This is a genomic window from Psychromonas saccharinae, from assembly GCF_051201515.1.
Lineage (GTDB): Bacteria > Pseudomonadota > Gammaproteobacteria > Enterobacterales > Psychromonadaceae > Psychromonas.
This window is the reverse complement of sequence record NZ_CP195153.1, coordinates 232,961-250,355: the sequence shown is the minus strand read 5'-3', so window position 1 is coordinate 250,355 and position 17,395 is coordinate 232,961. Positions and strand designations below refer to the sequence as shown.

Genomic DNA, 17,395 nt, shown 5'->3' with positions numbered 1-17,395 from the left:
TATGCGCTTATTCTTTCCAGTATATATTCTTTTAGCAGTGACGAGTAGTGCAGCTATGGCGAGCTCTTCGATCGATCAGCGTCTAAAAGAAGAAGAAAAGCTGAAAGAGCTGTCTTTTTCAATCATTCCACATAAACCTAATTACCTATTACCATTTACCTATAATGAAATGATCAAAGACTACGATGTATACCAGGGTGCATATTCAGAAGGGGAACAAAGATCAATAGAAATGAAGTTTCAAGTAAGCTTTAAAATTCCCCTCTTTGCTATTGATCGTGTACCGCTATTTAATGACCCTATTGCCTTTTATTTTGGGTATACACAAACCTCCTTTTGGCAAGCTTACAGTACGGATAATTCGTCTCCCTTTAGAGAAAGTAATTATGAGCCCGAATTTTTTGCTGTTTGGCAATCGGATAAGAAATTAAGTGATAATTGGGATTTTAAATTTGCAACGGCAAGCTTTACACATCAATCTAATGGGCAAACAGGCGACTTATCTCGCAGTTGGAATCGTATCGAAGGAAATTTTATTTTTGAAAATAATAACCTAGCAATAACAGCAACACCTTGGTATCGAATTCCCGAAAGTTCAAATGAAGATGATAATGCTGATTTATTAGACTATTACGGGCATGGAAAATTAGCGGCTATTTATACGCTCGGCAATAATACATTCACCTTAACTAGCCGTAATAATTTGGAAAGCGATTTTAGTAAAGGCTCCGTTAGCCTAGATTGGAGCTTCCCAGTAGGTAGTCATGTTAGAGGTTATGTACAAGTATTTTCCGGCTATGGAAATAGCCTGATTGAATATAATGAATATACCAATACGATTGGGTTAGGTATTTCATTGACCGATTGGCTATAAAATAATATTGCCCATTTCAGTCACAACATCCGTAATCAACTCAGTACGTTTATTATCATCTAAATCAGATTTAGAGTGATTAAGCGACGACCATTCAGGATGATTGCGTAACTGCCGTAACCATTTAGACCATTGAGTTGGCAAGCTGTTATCAGAGTTTATTGCTTGATAGTCAATTTTAGATAGGCTTGCATGCCCCCTTTGCTGTAAAAGATTAAGCAATGTCATTTGACGTAACCACAAAACCTGCATTGTTGCATCATTAAGGCATATATAACGATACCCACGAATTTTCGCATATATTTCATCATAATATCGTTCTTTAACTCCCCACAACGCGCCAGCAATCCCGCCCGTCAATGCAGCAGCACCAAGCGTTATTCCAGCAGTAGCAAGGTCAATAGCAACACCGACACCTGCACCTTTAACGATATTACCCCCCAAGTTAATACCAAATTCTTGAAGATTATCGGAGGAAAAAAGATCGACTTGCCAACCATCTTGTTCAACGGCCAACTCACTATTTTCTAAATCTTCTTTGCGAAATTGATAAAGCTTAAGTAACTGCACGACTGTTTTACTTTCAGCTTTTCTAACAGCCTTTTGTAATTGTTCTGTCGCCTGCTCTATTTGTTGATTATTATCTAATGCGCGAAAACGTAAACTCCCCGACTCAACAAAAAGCTTTGCGATAAGATGTTCAGCAGCAAGTAAACGCTCATCCCATTGTTTCTGACGTTGCGTAATAAAACGCTCTAATAATACTTCTTTGTCCGCTAATAGGGTTTGCATTTTGCGGTATATTTTTAATTCATCTGCAAATTTGAAATGGACATTATCAAAATCAACAAACGCATGAAAATTAAGACGGGCAAGTTGGCTTTTCCACTCATCTAAATTTGCGTTTTCATCTTGGTTAAAATTAAGCACAGGAATAATAGGTTTACTTGCATAACTAAGAATCTGTAGTTCATCGCGATATTTACCAAGTACCGGCTCTCGCAAATCAATGACATAAAAAATTAGATCATTAGTTAATAAGGTATTCAATACTTTAGCTTCCTGATCGAACTCAGGATAGTCACTTAAATGTTCAAGAAAATATTTTAGTCGATCAAGCCCATCAACATCTTCACCTTCAAAATAACGACTTAATACATGGAAAAGCCGCATGGAATCTTCGAGCCCAGGCGTATCAAATAAAGAAAAGCTATTTACGTCATCAATTTCAAGTGCACTACCTTCAACATGTCGCGTTGTTCCAGCCTGATCGGCTACTTCACCGAACTCACTATCACGTAAAAGTGTTCGCATTAATGACGTTTTTCCGGCATTAGCATGCCCAACAACAGCGACTGACAACCCCTTTCTATTCATAATTTTCCATATTATTTGTTTTCAAATGAATAATATTATCTAAAGGTATCCCAACTTTCTGCGCTAAATAATACCAATCACTTCGACGCAAATTTAATGGTTTAGCTTGCTGATCAATAAGTAAAAGATAAAACGACTGATCACTTTCATTCATTAAGTCAGTAATAAAACTGGATAACCCTCGATCTGGTGCTCTAGATATACTGACATAAAGTACAACGGATTTTTCAGCTATTTTTTTAATATCCTGTAATAACGCCTGTTGATCTTGAAAATCACAAATGTTGCACGGGGAATGGCTATTAGACTGTAAAGATTGTTTTGCATGATTATCACAGAGTATAAATTCAGCCTGCGACAATTCGATTGCAACAGGGAAAAAATGAGTTGGTAAAGCATTAGGAGCAAATGTTTGATCTAAGGGTTTCGAGCGTTTTATTTTAATATTATCTGGATCACTTATCCCTAAAGAAGTCACATTCGGCTTTAATTCTTGCCGTAATTGAACATAGTAGGGATGACTAAAATTTAACTGGAATGAGGTTTGCTTTTTAGCCAATAAAATACGCATGATAAACCAAAGAAGAAAACGAGGAATAATCCCGTAAATCAATAAACTACTAATCAATAAGCTGGACCAAGCAAAGCGACTTTGCTCTGCATCGCCCATTGCGTTAATAAGCGTAATATTACTATGTTGAATAGCCATAGGATCAGGCACAGTAACGCCAAATAAATCGGGTAAGTATGCTAAGACCTTGGTTAATCCCTGAAAGTTTTCTAGGGATAAAATACTGGTTTGCCAGACAAAATCGACTTGATGCGTTGCCAGCATCAGCACCAGCATCAAGGTTGCGCCTAGGAAATAAGATAACCACAAAAAATGATGCAAGACCGACAGTTGATAACGTCCTAACACACCTGAGAAGTTAATTTGGAAATAACGACGAAAGACAGGCCAAAAAGAAGTATTTTGTGTTGCCGCTGGATTGAATCGCTTTTCAAAGAAAGTTAATAAAAAGAGGCTAAGCCTTGATAACCAACCACCATTAAAAAAGTTATTACGAAAAAAAAGTAATAGCCAAACACTAAGTGAAAGTAAATTAGGAATAAAAAATAGTGCAAATGCCCAGAAAAAGTTTATCTGTGTCCCTTGCTCAGTAAAAAAAAGCTGTTGAACACTGCTGGCGCCTAAGAGAATCAATAGAATTGCTAACACACTAAATAAACGCTTCGACAACGCATTAAAATGCATTAGTAATGGCGATAGTTGTAATGTTTTATCGATATCCTGCGCACGCGTTAATACTGCTTCCTGAAAGCTCTGATTTAACTCACTAGAAGCTTTCATCGATAGAGAGGGAACATCTCCCTCGATCGCACGTATACCTTCTGCTAATAAACGTTGTTCAAATAACGCCACAAAGGATCCTTTCAATTAACTTATTTATTTTTATCCGATTTTACAGATGATCGAATAGCATTCCACCAATCTGTATCGGCATTTATTTGCCCCATCTCATCTAAAGGCGGATAAGGTAAATTCTTTTCTTTACACAGCTTCGTAAAAATTGGATGTCCACCTTCGAATAAAATACGGTGTACCTCATCAGCAGCAAGACGACACTCTCCATTATACATATTGGCCAGTTGACGCTGACGCTGTGCTTCATACAAGATAAGTGCTGATGCCACCGATACATTTAATGATTGGCACATCCCCGCCATCGGGATAATAACATCTTGATCAGCAAGCGCTAAAGCCTCGTCGGTAATACCCGTTTTTTCTTGACCTAATAAAATAGCTGTCGGTTTGGTATAATCAACTTCACGGAAATCAATCGCAGAGTCCGACAAGTTTGTAGCAATAATTTGCATACCTTGTTTACGCATCACCGTAATCGCATCGGAAATAGAGTCATGAGAATGTACTGTCACCCAATTTTGGCTACCCGTTGCACTTTTACCGGACACACGCATTGCTTTATCAGACCAAGTCGCATGAACATCACTCACACCAACAGCATCAGCAGTACGTACTATGGCCGCTAAATTGTGCGGCTTATGGACTTGCTCCATACACACCGTCAGTTCTGGTTGGCGATGATTCAACATTTGTGTAATACGAGCATAGCGTTCTGGTGACATAGTAGTTCTCAAAATAGGATGAAATTCAAACCAGTATTATACCCAAACCTATGTGAGATGCTAAGACAAAAACAAAAGAGCTTGAAACAGAAAGGAAAGGAGGTTGAAAAGCTTAATAGTGATAACACCACAAGCGACTAGTAGACGATTTATAGAGAATAAAGTTAAATAAAAGCTAAGTAATGAATTGATCGCGAACTTCGATAACCACAAACCTCATTGATCGGAAATAAAAGTTCGCTGTTCAATAGAAATTGAGAGCTAATCGGTTAAAACTAACCAATCATAGCGCGATATAATTACTACGTGCATAATCAGGACGTGCAGCTTTTAAAATGGCGGCCTCCTCTTCCGTCAATTTTCCGACAGGTAATCCCAAGACTTTATGCGTTAATTGTTCACGTGCCTCAATAGCAATCGACAACTTGATAATACGTGAACTCCCTTTGATTTCTTGCGTCTCAAAAGCAGGTACAAGCACACCAGATTGTAACAAATTAGCAACGGCTAACTCTTTCATCGGCAATGGTAATACATTTTTACGTTGAATAATAAACTCACGTAAAACAGCCTTTTCTTCAAAATCTAACTGACGGATCATTTTATTACGAGCAGCAAAAAGTTGACGCGCTTTAAATTTATTATAGAAATGAGAAAATAGTAAATTAACCAACTTAGTCAATAAATATGAGCCTGTAAGCAATACTAGAAAAAAAACATAGGGTGTATATGTATCTGAAATATTTAATAATTTTATATTTTTAAATAAAGACATTGGAACAATTAACAATGTTGCTCCAACTAGGCAAAGCCAAGCAACCGTCATTGTAAAACCTTGCTGATGTTTAACTCGTTGAATGAAATGCATCATAAAAACTTCCTCGCCAAAAACTGGTTATATAACAGGTATACAGCAGGATCTGTGCCAGAGATTTTAAAAAAGGGGAATTATTTTATAGGAAAGAAAAAAGGAGCCGAAGCTCCTTGATAAAATATTAAGCAATACTATCCGGCATCGTATACATTCAATGATATGGTTAACGTACCGCCTTCTGGTGTTTCAAGTTCAATACTAAGTTTACCGAAAGTCTTAGCATTCGGAGTACTTTCTTGTACAACAGTAAATGCAATACCGTACGGCCCCAAAGCACTACTGCTTGCAACTTCCCATGATGTTATTCCAGATAAATCCCCATTCTCCGTTGAAACATTAATTGTAGTGCCCGTTGGCGGCCTGTTATTGTATATATCTGCAAAATAAGCATTAACAGTATAAGACTCAACATCAGTACCTGTTATATCAATACTACTAATATCAATACCATCATGTTGTAATCTTATATACTGAGTGCTAGAAGCCATAATCAATACTTGTGAATCACGAACATTAATTAATTCAGTTGAGCACTCTCCAGCCGCTTCACTTTCATCAGAACACATAAGTCCATTATAAATGCCGTTCACAGAGGAATATAAGCCATCAACAGGGGAGAAATCATGATACTCTTCTTCATCACCGCTTCCATTGCAATCGTTACTATCATCGCATTTGTAAACATCATCTTCATTATTATCGAAGAAAACCTCAGCTAAATCGTTTTTGTCAAAAAAATCATCTCCTTCTGTAAACCAACCATCAGCATCATTATCCACAAAAGTTTCTTCACCTTCAGCGAAAGCAGTTATGGTTACACGTCCACCATATGGTTGTCCCATACCACCGGAATTAATACATGGGCCAGTATTTGTTCCATAGGGATCAGGAGCAAAATAACCACATTCTCCTTCCAAATTAAAATCGGTCAGCTTGTTCCCATCTGGTCTAGGGTTTTGCGAAATCCATTCTAAAGAGCAACCACTACCTGAAGTTAAACAAGAACCAAGTGTCCCGGTCACAGTATCACGAATAGCACCACCTTCCGTAACAAAATATACAGCCGTACCATCTGGCACCGCATTATTAAATTTATCAGCTAATAACACATTAGCAGAAACAGTTACGCCATCAATATTGAGAGCTTCTGGTGAATGATCTTCAAGTGCCAAAGAAAAACTGTCTTGATCAGGTAAACCAGTTGAAACACTTAGCTCAGAGGAAACACTTGAGATTGCAAGGTCAGAATCAGCCAGTTTAATTTTAACACGAACAGAACCTGCAACTTTACCAGCACTAACAACAGTATAAACTTCACCATCTGAATTAGTTGTTGCCGTGATAGGATCAATTGTTGTGCCTGATGGCGCATTATCTAATTCAAACTCAACATCTTGTAAAGAACTTGGAGAACCATTTTGATCAACCACTGTAAATAAAACTTGTGACGTTTCTAAACGCCCAGAACCACCAGTACCTTTTATAGCAATATTAGAAGGTGTAGCACTAACAAAACTAATACTATCGGCAGGTGAACTATCTACATTAATAGTAGTGCTCATTGATAAGCCATTAACAGAAGTACTTGCAGTAATAACATCATCACCAACACAACTTGTAGGTTGATAAGTAGCTTGAGCAATCCCATTGCTAGTTATTACACTCGTATCCAAATTAGCAGTTTCTGCAGTTGCACATGCAGATGTAAAACTAACTTCTACTGGAACAGTGTAAGCCTCTCCATCTGCAGTTAAATTTACAGTAATTAAGGCCGTTGAATTTTGAGCCAATGAAATACCATCTGTATTATTATCAATAGTCATCGACACATTAGAAGCACCGATTTCAAAATTTACATAAGAAGTTGTTTCTGAATCTTCAGCATCTGTTGATAGTGTAATACGCCCAGCGCCTTCGTCCCCATTAGATACAATAGTAAAGTAAGCGATACCATTATCATCTGTTAAAGCACTATCTGTTTGTAATGAGCCGATTGTCGTTTCAGCTGATATAATCTCTCTAGCTAAAGGGCTAACTCCTTGAGTAAGCGTTACAGCTAAAGTTCCTGAGTTAATCGCAGATATTTCTGTGGTTTCAGAACATAAACTAACATCTTCAGCCCAATCACTTGGGCAACTTAACAATTTAGTAGACAAATAAATTATAGATTCGTCATAATCAGTGGTATTTGTTACATCGTCTGTATCAACAGCATCAACAGCATTTTCACTATCAATATCTTGCCCTCCTCCTGGAAGTATGCTATCTGATTCGCTACTCCCACAAGCAAAGAGCACTGAGGAAAGTAATGCTATGGTGAAAGTTTGATGCAATTGCATAAAAAGTTCCTTTTTAAATGAAATAGTAAGTGAGGATGAATTTAGCATAAAATTAGACTCAATATAGAACAAAATCAATATAAATTGACCTGAATGTGCAAATTCGTGCATTACATTAATATATAGACATCATAACTAACGCGAGAAATCGCCATAGTAGTTACAGAAAATTATCTGTAAAATTAAATAAGCCTTCATTTTGGATTTAAAATTATGAATTTTAGAGATTTAGAATATTTAGTTGCATTAGAAGAATTAAAACATTTCCGTAAGGCGGCAGAAAAGTGCTTTGTTAGCCAACCAACTTTGAGTGGACAAATACGTAAACTTGAAGATGAACTCAACATTCAACTAATGGAGCGCTCATCCCGTAAAGTAATTTTTACCAAGGCAGGTTTAGACATTGTTGCTAAGGCAAAAACAATTCTCTTAGAAGCTAAATCATTAAAAGAAATTGCAAAAAGCCATACAGAACCGATGGATGGAAACTTACATATCGGTTTAATTCCAACTGTAGCACCTTACTTGCTTCCTTTAATTATTCCAGAAGTAAAGGAACATTTTCCTAATCTAGAATTATACCTCCATGAAGGTCAAACGGATGTCTTAGTTAAACAACTAGAAGCGGGTGAGCTTGATTGCTTAATTTTAGCAATTCTCCCTAATATGGATATGTTTCAAACCTATAACTTGTATAGAGAGCCATTAGAATTAGCTTTATCCGAAAATCATCAGTGGGCTAATAAAAAAATTGTAGATTTGAAAAAACTTCACGGTGAACGAGTATTAATGCTCGAAGATGGTCATTGCCTACGTGATCAGGCGATGAGCTTTTGTGTTGCAGCGGGAGCCGTTGAAGACCATAGTTTCAAGGCAACCAGTTTAGAAACACTTCGCCATATGATCAGCGCGGATAATGCGCTTACCTTACTTCCACAACTAGCAATTCCCATAAATCGCCACCAATCAGGTTTAAAGTATATTCCATTCAGTGAACCAGTTCCGTCTAGAAAAATTGGGTTATTGTGCCGTAAAAATAGTGTTCGGAAACTTTGTTTTGAAAAATTAAGTGCATTAATCAGTGAGAATGTAGATAAAAAATTACAACAATATAATTAATAACGACCAGATAAAAATTTAATAGTTGTTTATTGGTGGCAGGGGTAATTTATAACTAACAACTGAAGCTAAAGATTAACTTTCAGACACAAAAAAGCCGAACATCAGTTCGGCTTTTTAATGCAACTTTAAACTAAGATTTACTCTTCGTCTTCAGCTACTACTGGGCGGTCTACCAATTCGATGTATGCCATAGGAGCATTATCACCGGCGCGGAAGCCACATTTAATAATACGAGTATAACCACCAGGGCGAGACTCGTAACGTGGACCCAATTCGTTAAATAGTTTAGCTACAACAGCGTTATCACGCGTGCGAGCAAAAGCTAAGCGACGGTTAGCAACGCTATCCGTTTTAGCCATTGTAATTAAAGGCTCAACTACACGACGAAGTTCTTTTGCTTTTGGTAAAGTAGTCTTGATAATTTCATGACTAACAATTGAACTTGCCATATTGCGAAACATAGCCTGACGATGGCTACTGTTTCGGTTAAGTTGACGTCCACTGTGACGATGACGCATAACCTAATCCTTATTATTCGTTATTCGGATGACGACTGATTAATCTTCGATAAGACTTGCTGGTGGCCAGTTTTCTAAGCGCATGCCTAGAGACAATCCACGTGATGCAAGTACATCTTTGATTTCAGTTAAAGACTTCTTACCTAAATTAGGCGTTTTAAGAAGTTCAACTTCTGTTCTTTGAACCAGGTCACCGATATAGTGAATCGTTTCTGCTTTCAAACAGTTAGCAGAACGAACAGTTAATTCTAAATCATCTACTGGGCGCAAGAGAATAGGATCAAACTCAGGTTTTTCTTCTTTCTCAACTGGTTCACTTACATCACGTAAATCAACAAATGCGTCTAGTTGTTCTGCTAAAATTGTAGCTGAACGACGGATTGCTTCTTCCGGATCAAGTGTTCCATCTGTTTCCATATCGATGATAAGTTTGTCTAAATCGGTACGTTGTTCAACACGCGCTGATTCAACACTGTAAGCAATACGCGCTACAGGACTGAAAGTAGCGTCTACTAACAAACGACCAATTGGACGCTCATCTTCTTCACTATGAATACGTGTTGAAGCTGGAACGTAACCGCGACCTGATTCAATTTTAATACGCATGCTGATTTCAGCATTGCCCGTTAAATTACAGATCACATGTTCTGGGTTGACTATCTCTACATCACCATCATGAATGATGTCGCCTGCAGTAACAGGACCGGCCCCAGATTTAGTTAAACTAACTAGAACTTCATTTTTACCTTCAAGCTTAACTGCTAGGCCTTTAAGGTTTAGAAGAATCTCAAGGATATCTTCTTGTACGCCTTCTTTGGTGCTGTACTCATGTTGTACACCATCAATTTCGACTTCAGTTACCGCTGTGCCAGGCATAGACGATAATAAGATACGACGAAGTGCATTACCTAAAGTGTGGCCGAAACCACGCTCAAGTGGCTCTAAAGTCACTTTTGCTCTAGTAGCGTTGACTTGTTCGATATCAACTAATCTTGGTTTTAGAAAATCAATTACAGAACCCTGCATTTGTGTCCTCTCTTAGCAGTTAACTTTACTTAGAGTAAAGCTCGATGATTAACTGTTCGTTAATCTCAGCAGATAAATCTGAACGTTCAGGTTGACGTTTAAATTCGCCTTCCATCTTCGTTGTATCAACTTCAACCCAACCAAGGGCTTCACGTTGACCAGCGATTTCTAGTGCAGCGCTAATACGTGATTGCTTTTTAGCTTTCTCACGGATTGCGATAACATCGCTAGGTTTAACGTTGAAAGAAGGTATATTTACAACTTTACCATTTACTAGGATAGCTTTATGGCTAACTAGTTGACGTGCTTCAGCGCGAGTAGCACCAAAACCCATACGGTAAACAACATTGTCTAAACGTCCTTCAAGAAGTTGAAGAAGGTTTTCACCAGTGTTGCCTTGTAGACGTGCAGCTTCTTTGTAGTAGTTACGGAATTGCTTTTCAAGAACACCGTACATACGACGAACTTTTTGCTTTTCACGTAGTTGTAAACCGTAGTCTGAAAGACGTGGTTTACGCGCACCATGTACACCCGGTGCGTTATCAATTTTACACTTAGATTCAATCGCTCGAACGCCTGATTTTAAGAATAAATCAGTGCCTTCACGACGGCTAAGCTTAAGCTTAGGACCTAAATATCTTGCCATTGTTCTTTCTCCAATTGCCTTAGAAAGTTGCGATTAAACGCGACGTTTCTTCGGTGGACGACAACCATTATGTGGGATCGGCGTAACGTCAGTAATATTAGTTACACGGAAACCCGCCGCGTTTAGTGCGCGAATCGAAGATTCACGACCAGGTCCTGGTCCATTTACAAAAACTTCTACGTTTTTAAGACCATACTCTTTTGCTGCTTCAGCAGCACGTTCAGCAGCAACCTGCGCAGCGAACGGAGTAGATTTACGAGAACCACGGAAACCAGAACCACCTGCAGTAGCCCATGAAAGAGCATTACCTTGACGGTCTGTAATAGTTACGATTGTGTTGTTGAAAGAAGCATGGATATGAGCCATACCATCAGCAACTTGCTTTTTAACGCGCTTGCGAGCACGAGTTGGAGTCTTAGCCATTATCTCTTACCCTATTTCTTAATTGCTTTACGCGGACCTTTACGAGTACGAGCATTCGTTTTAGAACGCTGTCCACGTACAGGCAAGCTGCGACGGTGACGAAGTCCACGGTAACAACCAAGGTCCATTAGACGCTTGATGCTCATAGAAACTTCACGACGTAAATCACCTTCAACGGTGAATGTAGCTACTTCTGTACGAAGAGCTTCAATTTGTGTTTCATCCAGATCATTTAGCTTAACAGTTTCAGCAATACCCGCTGCAGCACAAATTTTTTGTGAGCGAGTTTTACCAATACCGAAAATTGCAGTCAATGCAATTACAGCATGTTTATGATCAGGAACGTTAATGCCAGCGATACGGGCCACTATGCACTCCTTAATAGTTAACGATTCATTTGTGAAAAGCCCGGTAGGATACTCGACAAATGATAATTTAGCAAACAAAACAGAGCTTAGACTGAATTAACTGCCTAAGCTCATTATATATCCAAAATCTGGATTAGCCTTGGCGTTGTTTATGCTTTGGCTCTACACAGATAACACGCACAACACCGTTGCGCTTGATAACTTTGCAGTTACGACAGATTTTTTTAACGGATGCACGAACTTTCATTGCAACACTCCGTGATTATAACTATCAGGCTCGGTTATTTACCGTAGTCCTTTAAGTTAGCTTTTTTCAAGACAGAATCATATTGATTTGACATCAAATGAGTCTGGACCTGTGCCATAAAGTCCATGATTACGACAACAATGATTAATAACGACGTACCACCGAAGTAGAACTGTGTATTCATTGCGACCATCATAAACTCGGGAATCAAACAGATAAAGGTAATATATAACGCACCAGCTAATGTTAGACGCGTCATCACTTTATCAATGTAACGTGATGTTTGTTCTCCTGGACGAATACCTGGAATAAAGGCACCGCTTTTCTTCAAATTATCAGCTGTTTCACGTGGGTTAAACGTAAGCGCTGTATAAAAGAAGCAAAAGAAGATAATAGCGGCAGCATATAACATCATATGCAACGGTTGCCCTGGTTGTAACGCCAAAGAAACATCCGATAACCAACCTAAACCTTCAGTCTGACCAAACCACTGCGCGATTGTACCAGGAAATAAGATAACACTCGAGGCAAAAATTGCAGGAATTACACCAGCCATATTTAGTTTCAATGGCAAGTGAGTGCTTTGAGCTGCAAATACTTTACGTCCTTGTTGACGTTTAGCGTAGTTAACGACGATACGACGTTGACCACGTTCAACAAAAACAACGAAAGCGGTTGTCGCAAAAACGATAACCAATAAAGCTAACAACACTAAAAGATGAATTTCACCTTGTCGTGCTTGCTCAGCAGTTTGCCCGATTGCCGATGGCAACCCAGCAATAATACCAACAAAGATAATGATAGAAATACCATTACCGATACCACGTTCAGTTATTTGCTCACCTAACCACATTAGGAACATCGTTCCTGTAACTAGACTAACAACTGCCGTTGTATAAAAACTCAAACCTGCATTTTCAACAAGTCCGGGCATCATAGAAGGCAAACCGGTCGCAATACCAATTGCTTGGAATGTACCTAGTACCAAAGTACCATAACGCGTGTACTGATTTATCTTACGGCGTCCTGATTCACCTTCTTTCTTTAGCTCAGCTAAAGGAGGATGAACAACAGTCAGCAATTGGATAATAATAGAGGCCGAAATATACGGCATAATACCCAATGCGAAGATAGATGCACGCGAAAGTGCACCACCAGAGAACATGTTAAACATCTCTATGATGGTACCCTTTTGCTGTTGGAAAAGATCAGCTAGGACAGCGGCGTCAATACCAGGAATTGGAACAAATGAACCTGCACGGAATACTAAAATTGCACCTAAAACAAACCATAGTCGTGTTTTAAGCTCACTTAAGTTACTACCCTGTACAGATTTAGGGCCTGATCCTGGTTTCTTAGCCATTACCTATTATTCCTCGATTTTTCCGCCCGCAGCTTCAATTGCAGCACGCGCACCCTTCGTTACACGAAGACCTTGTACTGTAACTGGGCGAGAGATCTCACCAGATAGAACTACTTTTGCAAATTTAACAGTATTTACAAGTAGACCTGCCTGTTTCAACGTATCAATAGTTACTACTTCACCTTCTACTTTAGCGATTTCGTTCAAACGAACTTCTGCGCTAACAAGAGATTTACGTGAAGTAAAACCAAATTTTGGTAAACGTTGTTTTAAAGGCATTTGACCGCCTTCAAAACCTGGACGTACTGTACCACCTGAACGAGACTTTTGACCTTTGTGACCGCGGCCACCAGTTTTTCCAAGCCCAGAACCGATACCACGGCCCACACGTTTAGCAACTGGTTTTGAACCAGCTGCTGGAGATAGAGTATTTAATTTCATAATTACCCCTCAACCTTAACCATATAGTAAACTTTATTAACCATACCACGTACTGCTGGAGTATCTTCCAACTCAACAGTATGACCGATACGACGTAGGCCTAGACCTGTTAACGTTGCACGGTGTTTTGGTAAACGGCCAATTGCACTTTTGGTTTGAGTTACTTTAATAGTAGCCATGCTGAATTACCCCAGAAGTTCTTCAACGTTTAAGCCACGCTTAGCAGCAATCTGTTCTGGAGAATTCATATTCTCTAGAGCGTCAAGCGTTGCGCGAACAACATTGATTGGGTTAGTTGAGCCGTAAGCTTTTGATAGTACATTCTGTACACCAACAACTTCTAATACGGCACGCATTGCACCACCTGCAATAATACCAGTACCTTCAGATGCTGGTTGCATGTATACCTTAGAACCAGAATGACGGCCCTTGATAGGATGCTGCAGAGTGTTACCTTTCAATTGAATTTCGGTGATATTACGACGTGCTTTTTCCATAGCTTTTTGAATAGCTGCAGGAACTTCACGTGCTTTACCGTAACCAAAACCAACACGACCATTTCCGTCACCAACAACTGTTAGTGCGGTGAAGCTAAAGATGCGACCACCTTTAACTACTTTTGAAACACGGTTAACTGCGATTAGCTTTTCGTTCAGATCACCGGCTTGAGTTTGTTCTTTTGACATCATCAGTACCCTTAGAACTGTAGACCAGCTTCACGAGCTGCTTCAGCTAGTGCTGCTACTCGACCGTGGTATTGGAAACCGCTACGGTCAAAAGAAATTTTAGTAATTCCTTTCTCTACCGCACGTTCTGCAACTAATTTACCAATTAGTTGAGCTGCTTCTTTATTACCACCGTTGCTAACTTGTGCACGCACTTCTTTCTCGAGAGTAGAAGCGCTTGCTACGACTTGTGCGTCTGCTGTAATTACCTGCGCGTAAGTATGGCGAGGTGTACGGTTTATCACAAGACGAGTGGCACCAAGATCTTGTAATTTCTTACGTGTGCGAGTCGCACGACGAAGACGAGATGCTTTCTTATCCATAGTCTTACCTTACTTTTTCTTCGCTTCTTTACGACGCACATTTTCATCAGCGTAACGAACACCTTTACCTTTGTAAGGCTCTGGTGGACGGAATGCACGAATCTCTGCAGCTACTTGACCAATTTGTTGCTTATCAGCACCTTCAAGCACAATTTCTGTTTGGCTAGGAGCCGTCGCAGTAACTGTAGCTGGTAAAGTGTAAACAACAGGATGAGAAAAACCTAAAGTTAGGTTAATTTCTTGGCCTTTAACTTGTGCACGGTAACCAACACCTTGAAGAAGAAGAGTCTTCTTAAAGCCTTCAGCTACACCAACAACCATATTGTTAACATTTGCACGTGCAGTACCTGCTTGTGCCCAAGCGCCAGCAACACCTTCAACAGGTGCAAAGCTTAAAACGCCTTCTTCTAATGTAACAACAACAGCATCATTAAGAGTACGAACTAATTCGCCTTTACCACCTTTTACAGTGATCTCTTGACCGTTTACTTTAACTTCTACGCCAGCAGGAACAGTAATCGGTGCCTTAGCTATACGAGACATAGATTACTCCTTAAGATACGTAACAGATGATCTCACCGCCGATGCTTGCTTTACGCGCAGCTCGGTCAGTCATTACACCTTGAGAAGTTGAAACAATCGCGATACCTAAACCAGCCATAACCTTAGGAAGATCGTTCGCACCTTTGTAGATACGTAGACCTGGACGGCTAACTCGTTTTAAAGTATCGATAACTTTTTTGCCTTCGAAGTACTTTAAAGTAACTTCTAATTCAGGCTTTGTGTCACCAGCAACAGCGAAGTCAGTAATATAACCTTCAGCTTTAAGCACAGCTGCAATTGCAACTTTTTGCTTAGAAGAAGGCATCTTTACAGATACTTTGCTTGCTGCCTGACCGTTACGAATACGCGTAAGCATATCCGAAATAGGATCTTGCATGCTCATAACTATTTACTCCGTGATTAATTTGATTACCAGCTGGCTTTCTTAAGGCCAGGGATTTCTCCGCGCATCATATGTTCACGAACCTTAATACGGCTCATGCCAAATTTACGAAGATAACCATGTGGACGACCAGTCACGTTACAACGGTTACGTTGACGTGCTGAGCTTGAATCACGAGGTAGCGTTTGAAGCTTTAACACTGCATTCCAACGATCTTCGTCAGTTGCATTAACATCGTTAATAATTGTTTTTAAAGCAGCGCGTTTTTCAGCGTACTTTGCAACAAGCTTCGCACGTTTTTCTTCACGCGCTTTCATTGATTGTTTAGCCATAACCTACACCTTACTTACGGAATGGGAAGTTAAAGGCAGTCAGCAATGCACGCCCTTCTTCGTCAGTCTTAGCTGAAGTAGTAATTGTGATATCTAAACCACGTACTTTATCAACTTTATCGTAATCGATTTCAGGGAAAATGATTTGCTCACGTACACCCATAGAGTAGTTACCACGGCCATCGAAAGATTTCGAATTTAAGCCACGGAAGTCACGTACACGAGGGATAGCGATTGTTACCAAACGCTCAAAGAAATCCCACATACGTTCACCACGTAGTGTTACTTTACAACCAATCGGGTAGCCTTCACGAATTTTGAAGCCTGCCACAGAGCGGCGTGCTTTAGTGATCATTGGCTTTTGACCTGAGATTGCTGCCATATCTGACGCTGCATTCTCAAGGACTTTTTTATCAGCCAGTGCTTCACCAACACCCATATTAAGGGTGATTTTCTCTATTCGAGGGACTTGCATGACAGACGTATAGTCGAATTGCTTTTGCAAATCAGACACTACGTTGTCTTTATAGAAATCATGCAGTTTCGCCATCGTAAACTCCAGTTACTTCACAAGTTCATTATTAGATTTGAAGAAACGCACTTTTTTGCCGTCTTCAAGTCTAAATCCAACACGATCTGCTTTGCCCGTTTCCGAGTTGTAGATCGCAACATTTGATACTTCAATTGGTGCATTCTGTTCGATGATACCACCTTCCACACCCGCTTGAGGGTTTGGTTTTTGGTGTTTCTTCTGAACATTTACACCTTCAATAATTATTTTACCGTTAGATAGAACTTGAGAAACTTTCCCAGTTTTACCTTTATCTTTACCAGTAATAACAATTACTTCATCGTCACGTTTAATTTTTGCTGCCATTTTCGGTTCCTTACAGTACTTCTGGCGCCAGTGAAACAATCTTCATAAAATTGTCATTACGAAGTTCACGGGTTACAGGGCCAAAGATACGTGTACCGATAGGCTGATTTTGACCATTCAAGATAACCGCAGCGTTGCGATCAAAACGAATGACAGAACCATCGGGACGACGTACACCTTTTCTGGTACGCACAACCACAGCTGAATGAACATCACCTTTCTTCACTTTACCGCGAGGAATAGCTTCTTTTACAGAAACTTTGATAATGTCACCGATTGCTGCATAACGGCGATGCGAGCCACCAAGGACCTTAATACACATTACGCGTCGAGCGCCAGAATTATCGGCGACATCCAGCACACTTTGCATTTGGATCATTACAGTGCTCCGCTATATTACAATTGATTACTCACTAAGAGTTGTTT

24 protein-coding genes are annotated in these 17,395 nt (G+C 39.6%); 2 read left to right on the top strand and 22 right to left on the bottom strand.

The features are described from left to right. The first annotated feature begins 1 nt into the window (after window position 1). Window positions 2-874: a phospholipase A gene (locus ACR30L_RS01240; RefSeq protein ID WP_435236234.1), complete on the top strand. Its 873-nt coding sequence runs from the start codon at window positions 2-4 to the stop codon at window positions 872-874. Here the strand turns inward: ACR30L_RS01240 and ACR30L_RS01235 are convergent. The 5 genes from ACR30L_RS01235 to ACR30L_RS01215 form a co-directional block, all read right to left on the bottom strand. Further along, window positions 869-2,251 (bottom strand): GTPase/DUF3482 domain-containing protein, encoded by a 1,383-nt coding sequence (locus tag ACR30L_RS01235; protein WP_435236233.1) that lies wholly within the window; start codon window positions 2,249-2,251, stop codon window positions 869-871. The genes ACR30L_RS01240 and ACR30L_RS01235 overlap by 6 nt on opposite strands. Beyond that, window positions 2,244-3,674, bottom strand: a complete 1,431-nt coding sequence (locus ACR30L_RS01230) for a DUF2868 domain-containing protein (RefSeq protein WP_435236232.1) — start codon at window positions 3,672-3,674, stop codon at window positions 2,244-2,246. The genes ACR30L_RS01235 and ACR30L_RS01230 overlap by 8 nt, the downstream gene beginning before the upstream one ends. Before the next feature lie 20 nt (window positions 3,675-3,694). Continuing rightward, complete coding sequence (trmH, locus tag ACR30L_RS01225; RefSeq protein WP_435236231.1) at window positions 3,695-4,399, bottom strand: tRNA (guanosine(18)-2'-O)-methyltransferase TrmH; 705 nt, start codon at window positions 4,397-4,399, stop codon at window positions 3,695-3,697. A 283-nt stretch (window positions 4,400-4,682) separates the two neighbouring features. Beyond that, complete coding sequence (locus ACR30L_RS01220) at window positions 4,683-5,270, bottom strand: superinfection exclusion B family protein (protein WP_435236230.1); 588 nt, start codon at window positions 5,268-5,270, stop codon at window positions 4,683-4,685. Window positions 5,271-5,404: 134 nt separating this feature from the next. Continuing rightward, a complete protein-coding gene (locus ACR30L_RS01215; protein WP_435236229.1) occupies window positions 5,405-7,612 on the bottom strand; it encodes a hypothetical protein in 2,208 nt (735 codons plus the stop codon). Window positions 7,613-7,825: 213 nt separating this feature from the next. Here ACR30L_RS01215 and oxyR point away from each other — a divergent pair, with 213 nt between their 5' ends. Next, entirely contained in the window at window positions 7,826-8,731 is a 906-nt protein-coding gene (oxyR, locus tag ACR30L_RS01210; RefSeq protein ID WP_435236228.1) for a DNA-binding transcriptional regulator OxyR, read from the top strand. A gap of 140 nt (window positions 8,732-8,871) precedes the next feature. On the opposite strand, the gene rplQ is transcribed toward oxyR, so the two are convergent. The 17 genes from rplQ to rplN all read right to left on the bottom strand — a co-directional run bounded on the left by rplQ (window position 8,872) and on the right by rplN (window position 17,348). Next, entirely contained in the window at window positions 8,872-9,252 is a 381-nt protein-coding gene (gene rplQ / locus ACR30L_RS01205; RefSeq protein WP_435236227.1) for a 50S ribosomal protein L17, read from the bottom strand. Between the two features lie 39 nt (window positions 9,253-9,291). Then, window positions 9,292-10,278, bottom strand: a complete 987-nt coding sequence (locus ACR30L_RS01200) for a DNA-directed RNA polymerase subunit alpha (RefSeq protein WP_435236226.1) — start codon at window positions 10,276-10,278, stop codon at window positions 9,292-9,294. Between the two features lie 25 nt (window positions 10,279-10,303). Beyond that, on the bottom strand, window positions 10,304-10,924 hold the full coding sequence (gene rpsD, locus ACR30L_RS01195; RefSeq protein WP_435236225.1) for a 30S ribosomal protein S4: 621 nt from the start codon (window positions 10,922-10,924) through the stop codon (window positions 10,304-10,306). A 33-nt stretch (window positions 10,925-10,957) separates the two neighbouring features. Next, a complete protein-coding gene (gene rpsK / locus ACR30L_RS01190; protein WP_019613697.1) occupies window positions 10,958-11,347 on the bottom strand; it encodes a 30S ribosomal protein S11 in 390 nt (129 codons plus the stop codon). Window positions 11,348-11,358: 11 nt separating this feature from the next. After that, window positions 11,359-11,715, bottom strand: coding sequence for a 30S ribosomal protein S13 (rpsM, locus tag ACR30L_RS01185; protein ID WP_435236224.1), 357 nt, complete (start codon window positions 11,713-11,715; stop codon window positions 11,359-11,361). A gap of 133 nt (window positions 11,716-11,848) precedes the next feature. Then, a complete protein-coding gene (gene rpmJ, locus ACR30L_RS01180; RefSeq protein ID WP_005417265.1) occupies window positions 11,849-11,962 on the bottom strand; it encodes a 50S ribosomal protein L36 in 114 nt (37 codons plus the stop codon). 34 nt (window positions 11,963-11,996) lie between these two features. Then, entirely contained in the window at window positions 11,997-13,325 is a 1,329-nt protein-coding gene (gene secY, locus ACR30L_RS01175; protein ID WP_435236223.1) for a preprotein translocase subunit SecY, read from the bottom strand. 6 nt (window positions 13,326-13,331) lie between these two features. After that, complete coding sequence (rplO, locus tag ACR30L_RS01170) at window positions 13,332-13,766, bottom strand: 50S ribosomal protein L15 (protein ID WP_435236222.1); 435 nt, start codon at window positions 13,764-13,766, stop codon at window positions 13,332-13,334. Between the two features lie 2 nt (window positions 13,767-13,768). Further along, a complete protein-coding gene (rpmD, locus tag ACR30L_RS01165; protein WP_435236221.1) occupies window positions 13,769-13,945 on the bottom strand; it encodes a 50S ribosomal protein L30 in 177 nt (58 codons plus the stop codon). A gap of 6 nt (window positions 13,946-13,951) precedes the next feature. Next, window positions 13,952-14,452 (bottom strand): 30S ribosomal protein S5, encoded by a 501-nt coding sequence (rpsE, locus tag ACR30L_RS01160; RefSeq protein WP_435236220.1) that lies wholly within the window; start codon window positions 14,450-14,452, stop codon window positions 13,952-13,954. A gap of 11 nt (window positions 14,453-14,463) precedes the next feature. Next, a complete protein-coding gene (gene rplR / locus ACR30L_RS01155; RefSeq protein WP_435236219.1) occupies window positions 14,464-14,814 on the bottom strand; it encodes a 50S ribosomal protein L18 in 351 nt (116 codons plus the stop codon). 9 nt (window positions 14,815-14,823) lie between these two features. Beyond that, window positions 14,824-15,357, bottom strand: coding sequence for a 50S ribosomal protein L6 (gene rplF, locus ACR30L_RS01150; protein ID WP_435236218.1), 534 nt, complete (start codon window positions 15,355-15,357; stop codon window positions 14,824-14,826). 10 nt (window positions 15,358-15,367) lie between these two features. After that, window positions 15,368-15,760: a 30S ribosomal protein S8 gene (gene rpsH / locus ACR30L_RS01145; RefSeq protein ID WP_435236217.1), complete on the bottom strand. Its 393-nt coding sequence runs from the start codon at window positions 15,758-15,760 to the stop codon at window positions 15,368-15,370. 26 nt (window positions 15,761-15,786) lie between these two features. Further along, complete coding sequence (gene rpsN, locus ACR30L_RS01140) at window positions 15,787-16,092, bottom strand: 30S ribosomal protein S14 (RefSeq protein ID WP_435236216.1); 306 nt, start codon at window positions 16,090-16,092, stop codon at window positions 15,787-15,789. Window positions 16,093-16,102: 10 nt separating this feature from the next. Next, window positions 16,103-16,642: a 50S ribosomal protein L5 gene (gene rplE / locus ACR30L_RS01135; protein ID WP_435236215.1), complete on the bottom strand. Its 540-nt coding sequence runs from the start codon at window positions 16,640-16,642 to the stop codon at window positions 16,103-16,105. A 12-nt stretch (window positions 16,643-16,654) separates the two neighbouring features. Beyond that, window positions 16,655-16,969: a 50S ribosomal protein L24 gene (rplX, locus tag ACR30L_RS01130; RefSeq protein WP_435236214.1), complete on the bottom strand. Its 315-nt coding sequence runs from the start codon at window positions 16,967-16,969 to the stop codon at window positions 16,655-16,657. Between the two features lie 10 nt (window positions 16,970-16,979). Next, window positions 16,980-17,348, bottom strand: a complete 369-nt coding sequence (rplN, locus tag ACR30L_RS01125) for a 50S ribosomal protein L14 (protein ID WP_435236213.1) — start codon at window positions 17,346-17,348, stop codon at window positions 16,980-16,982. Window positions 17,349-17,395 lie beyond the last annotated feature (47 nt).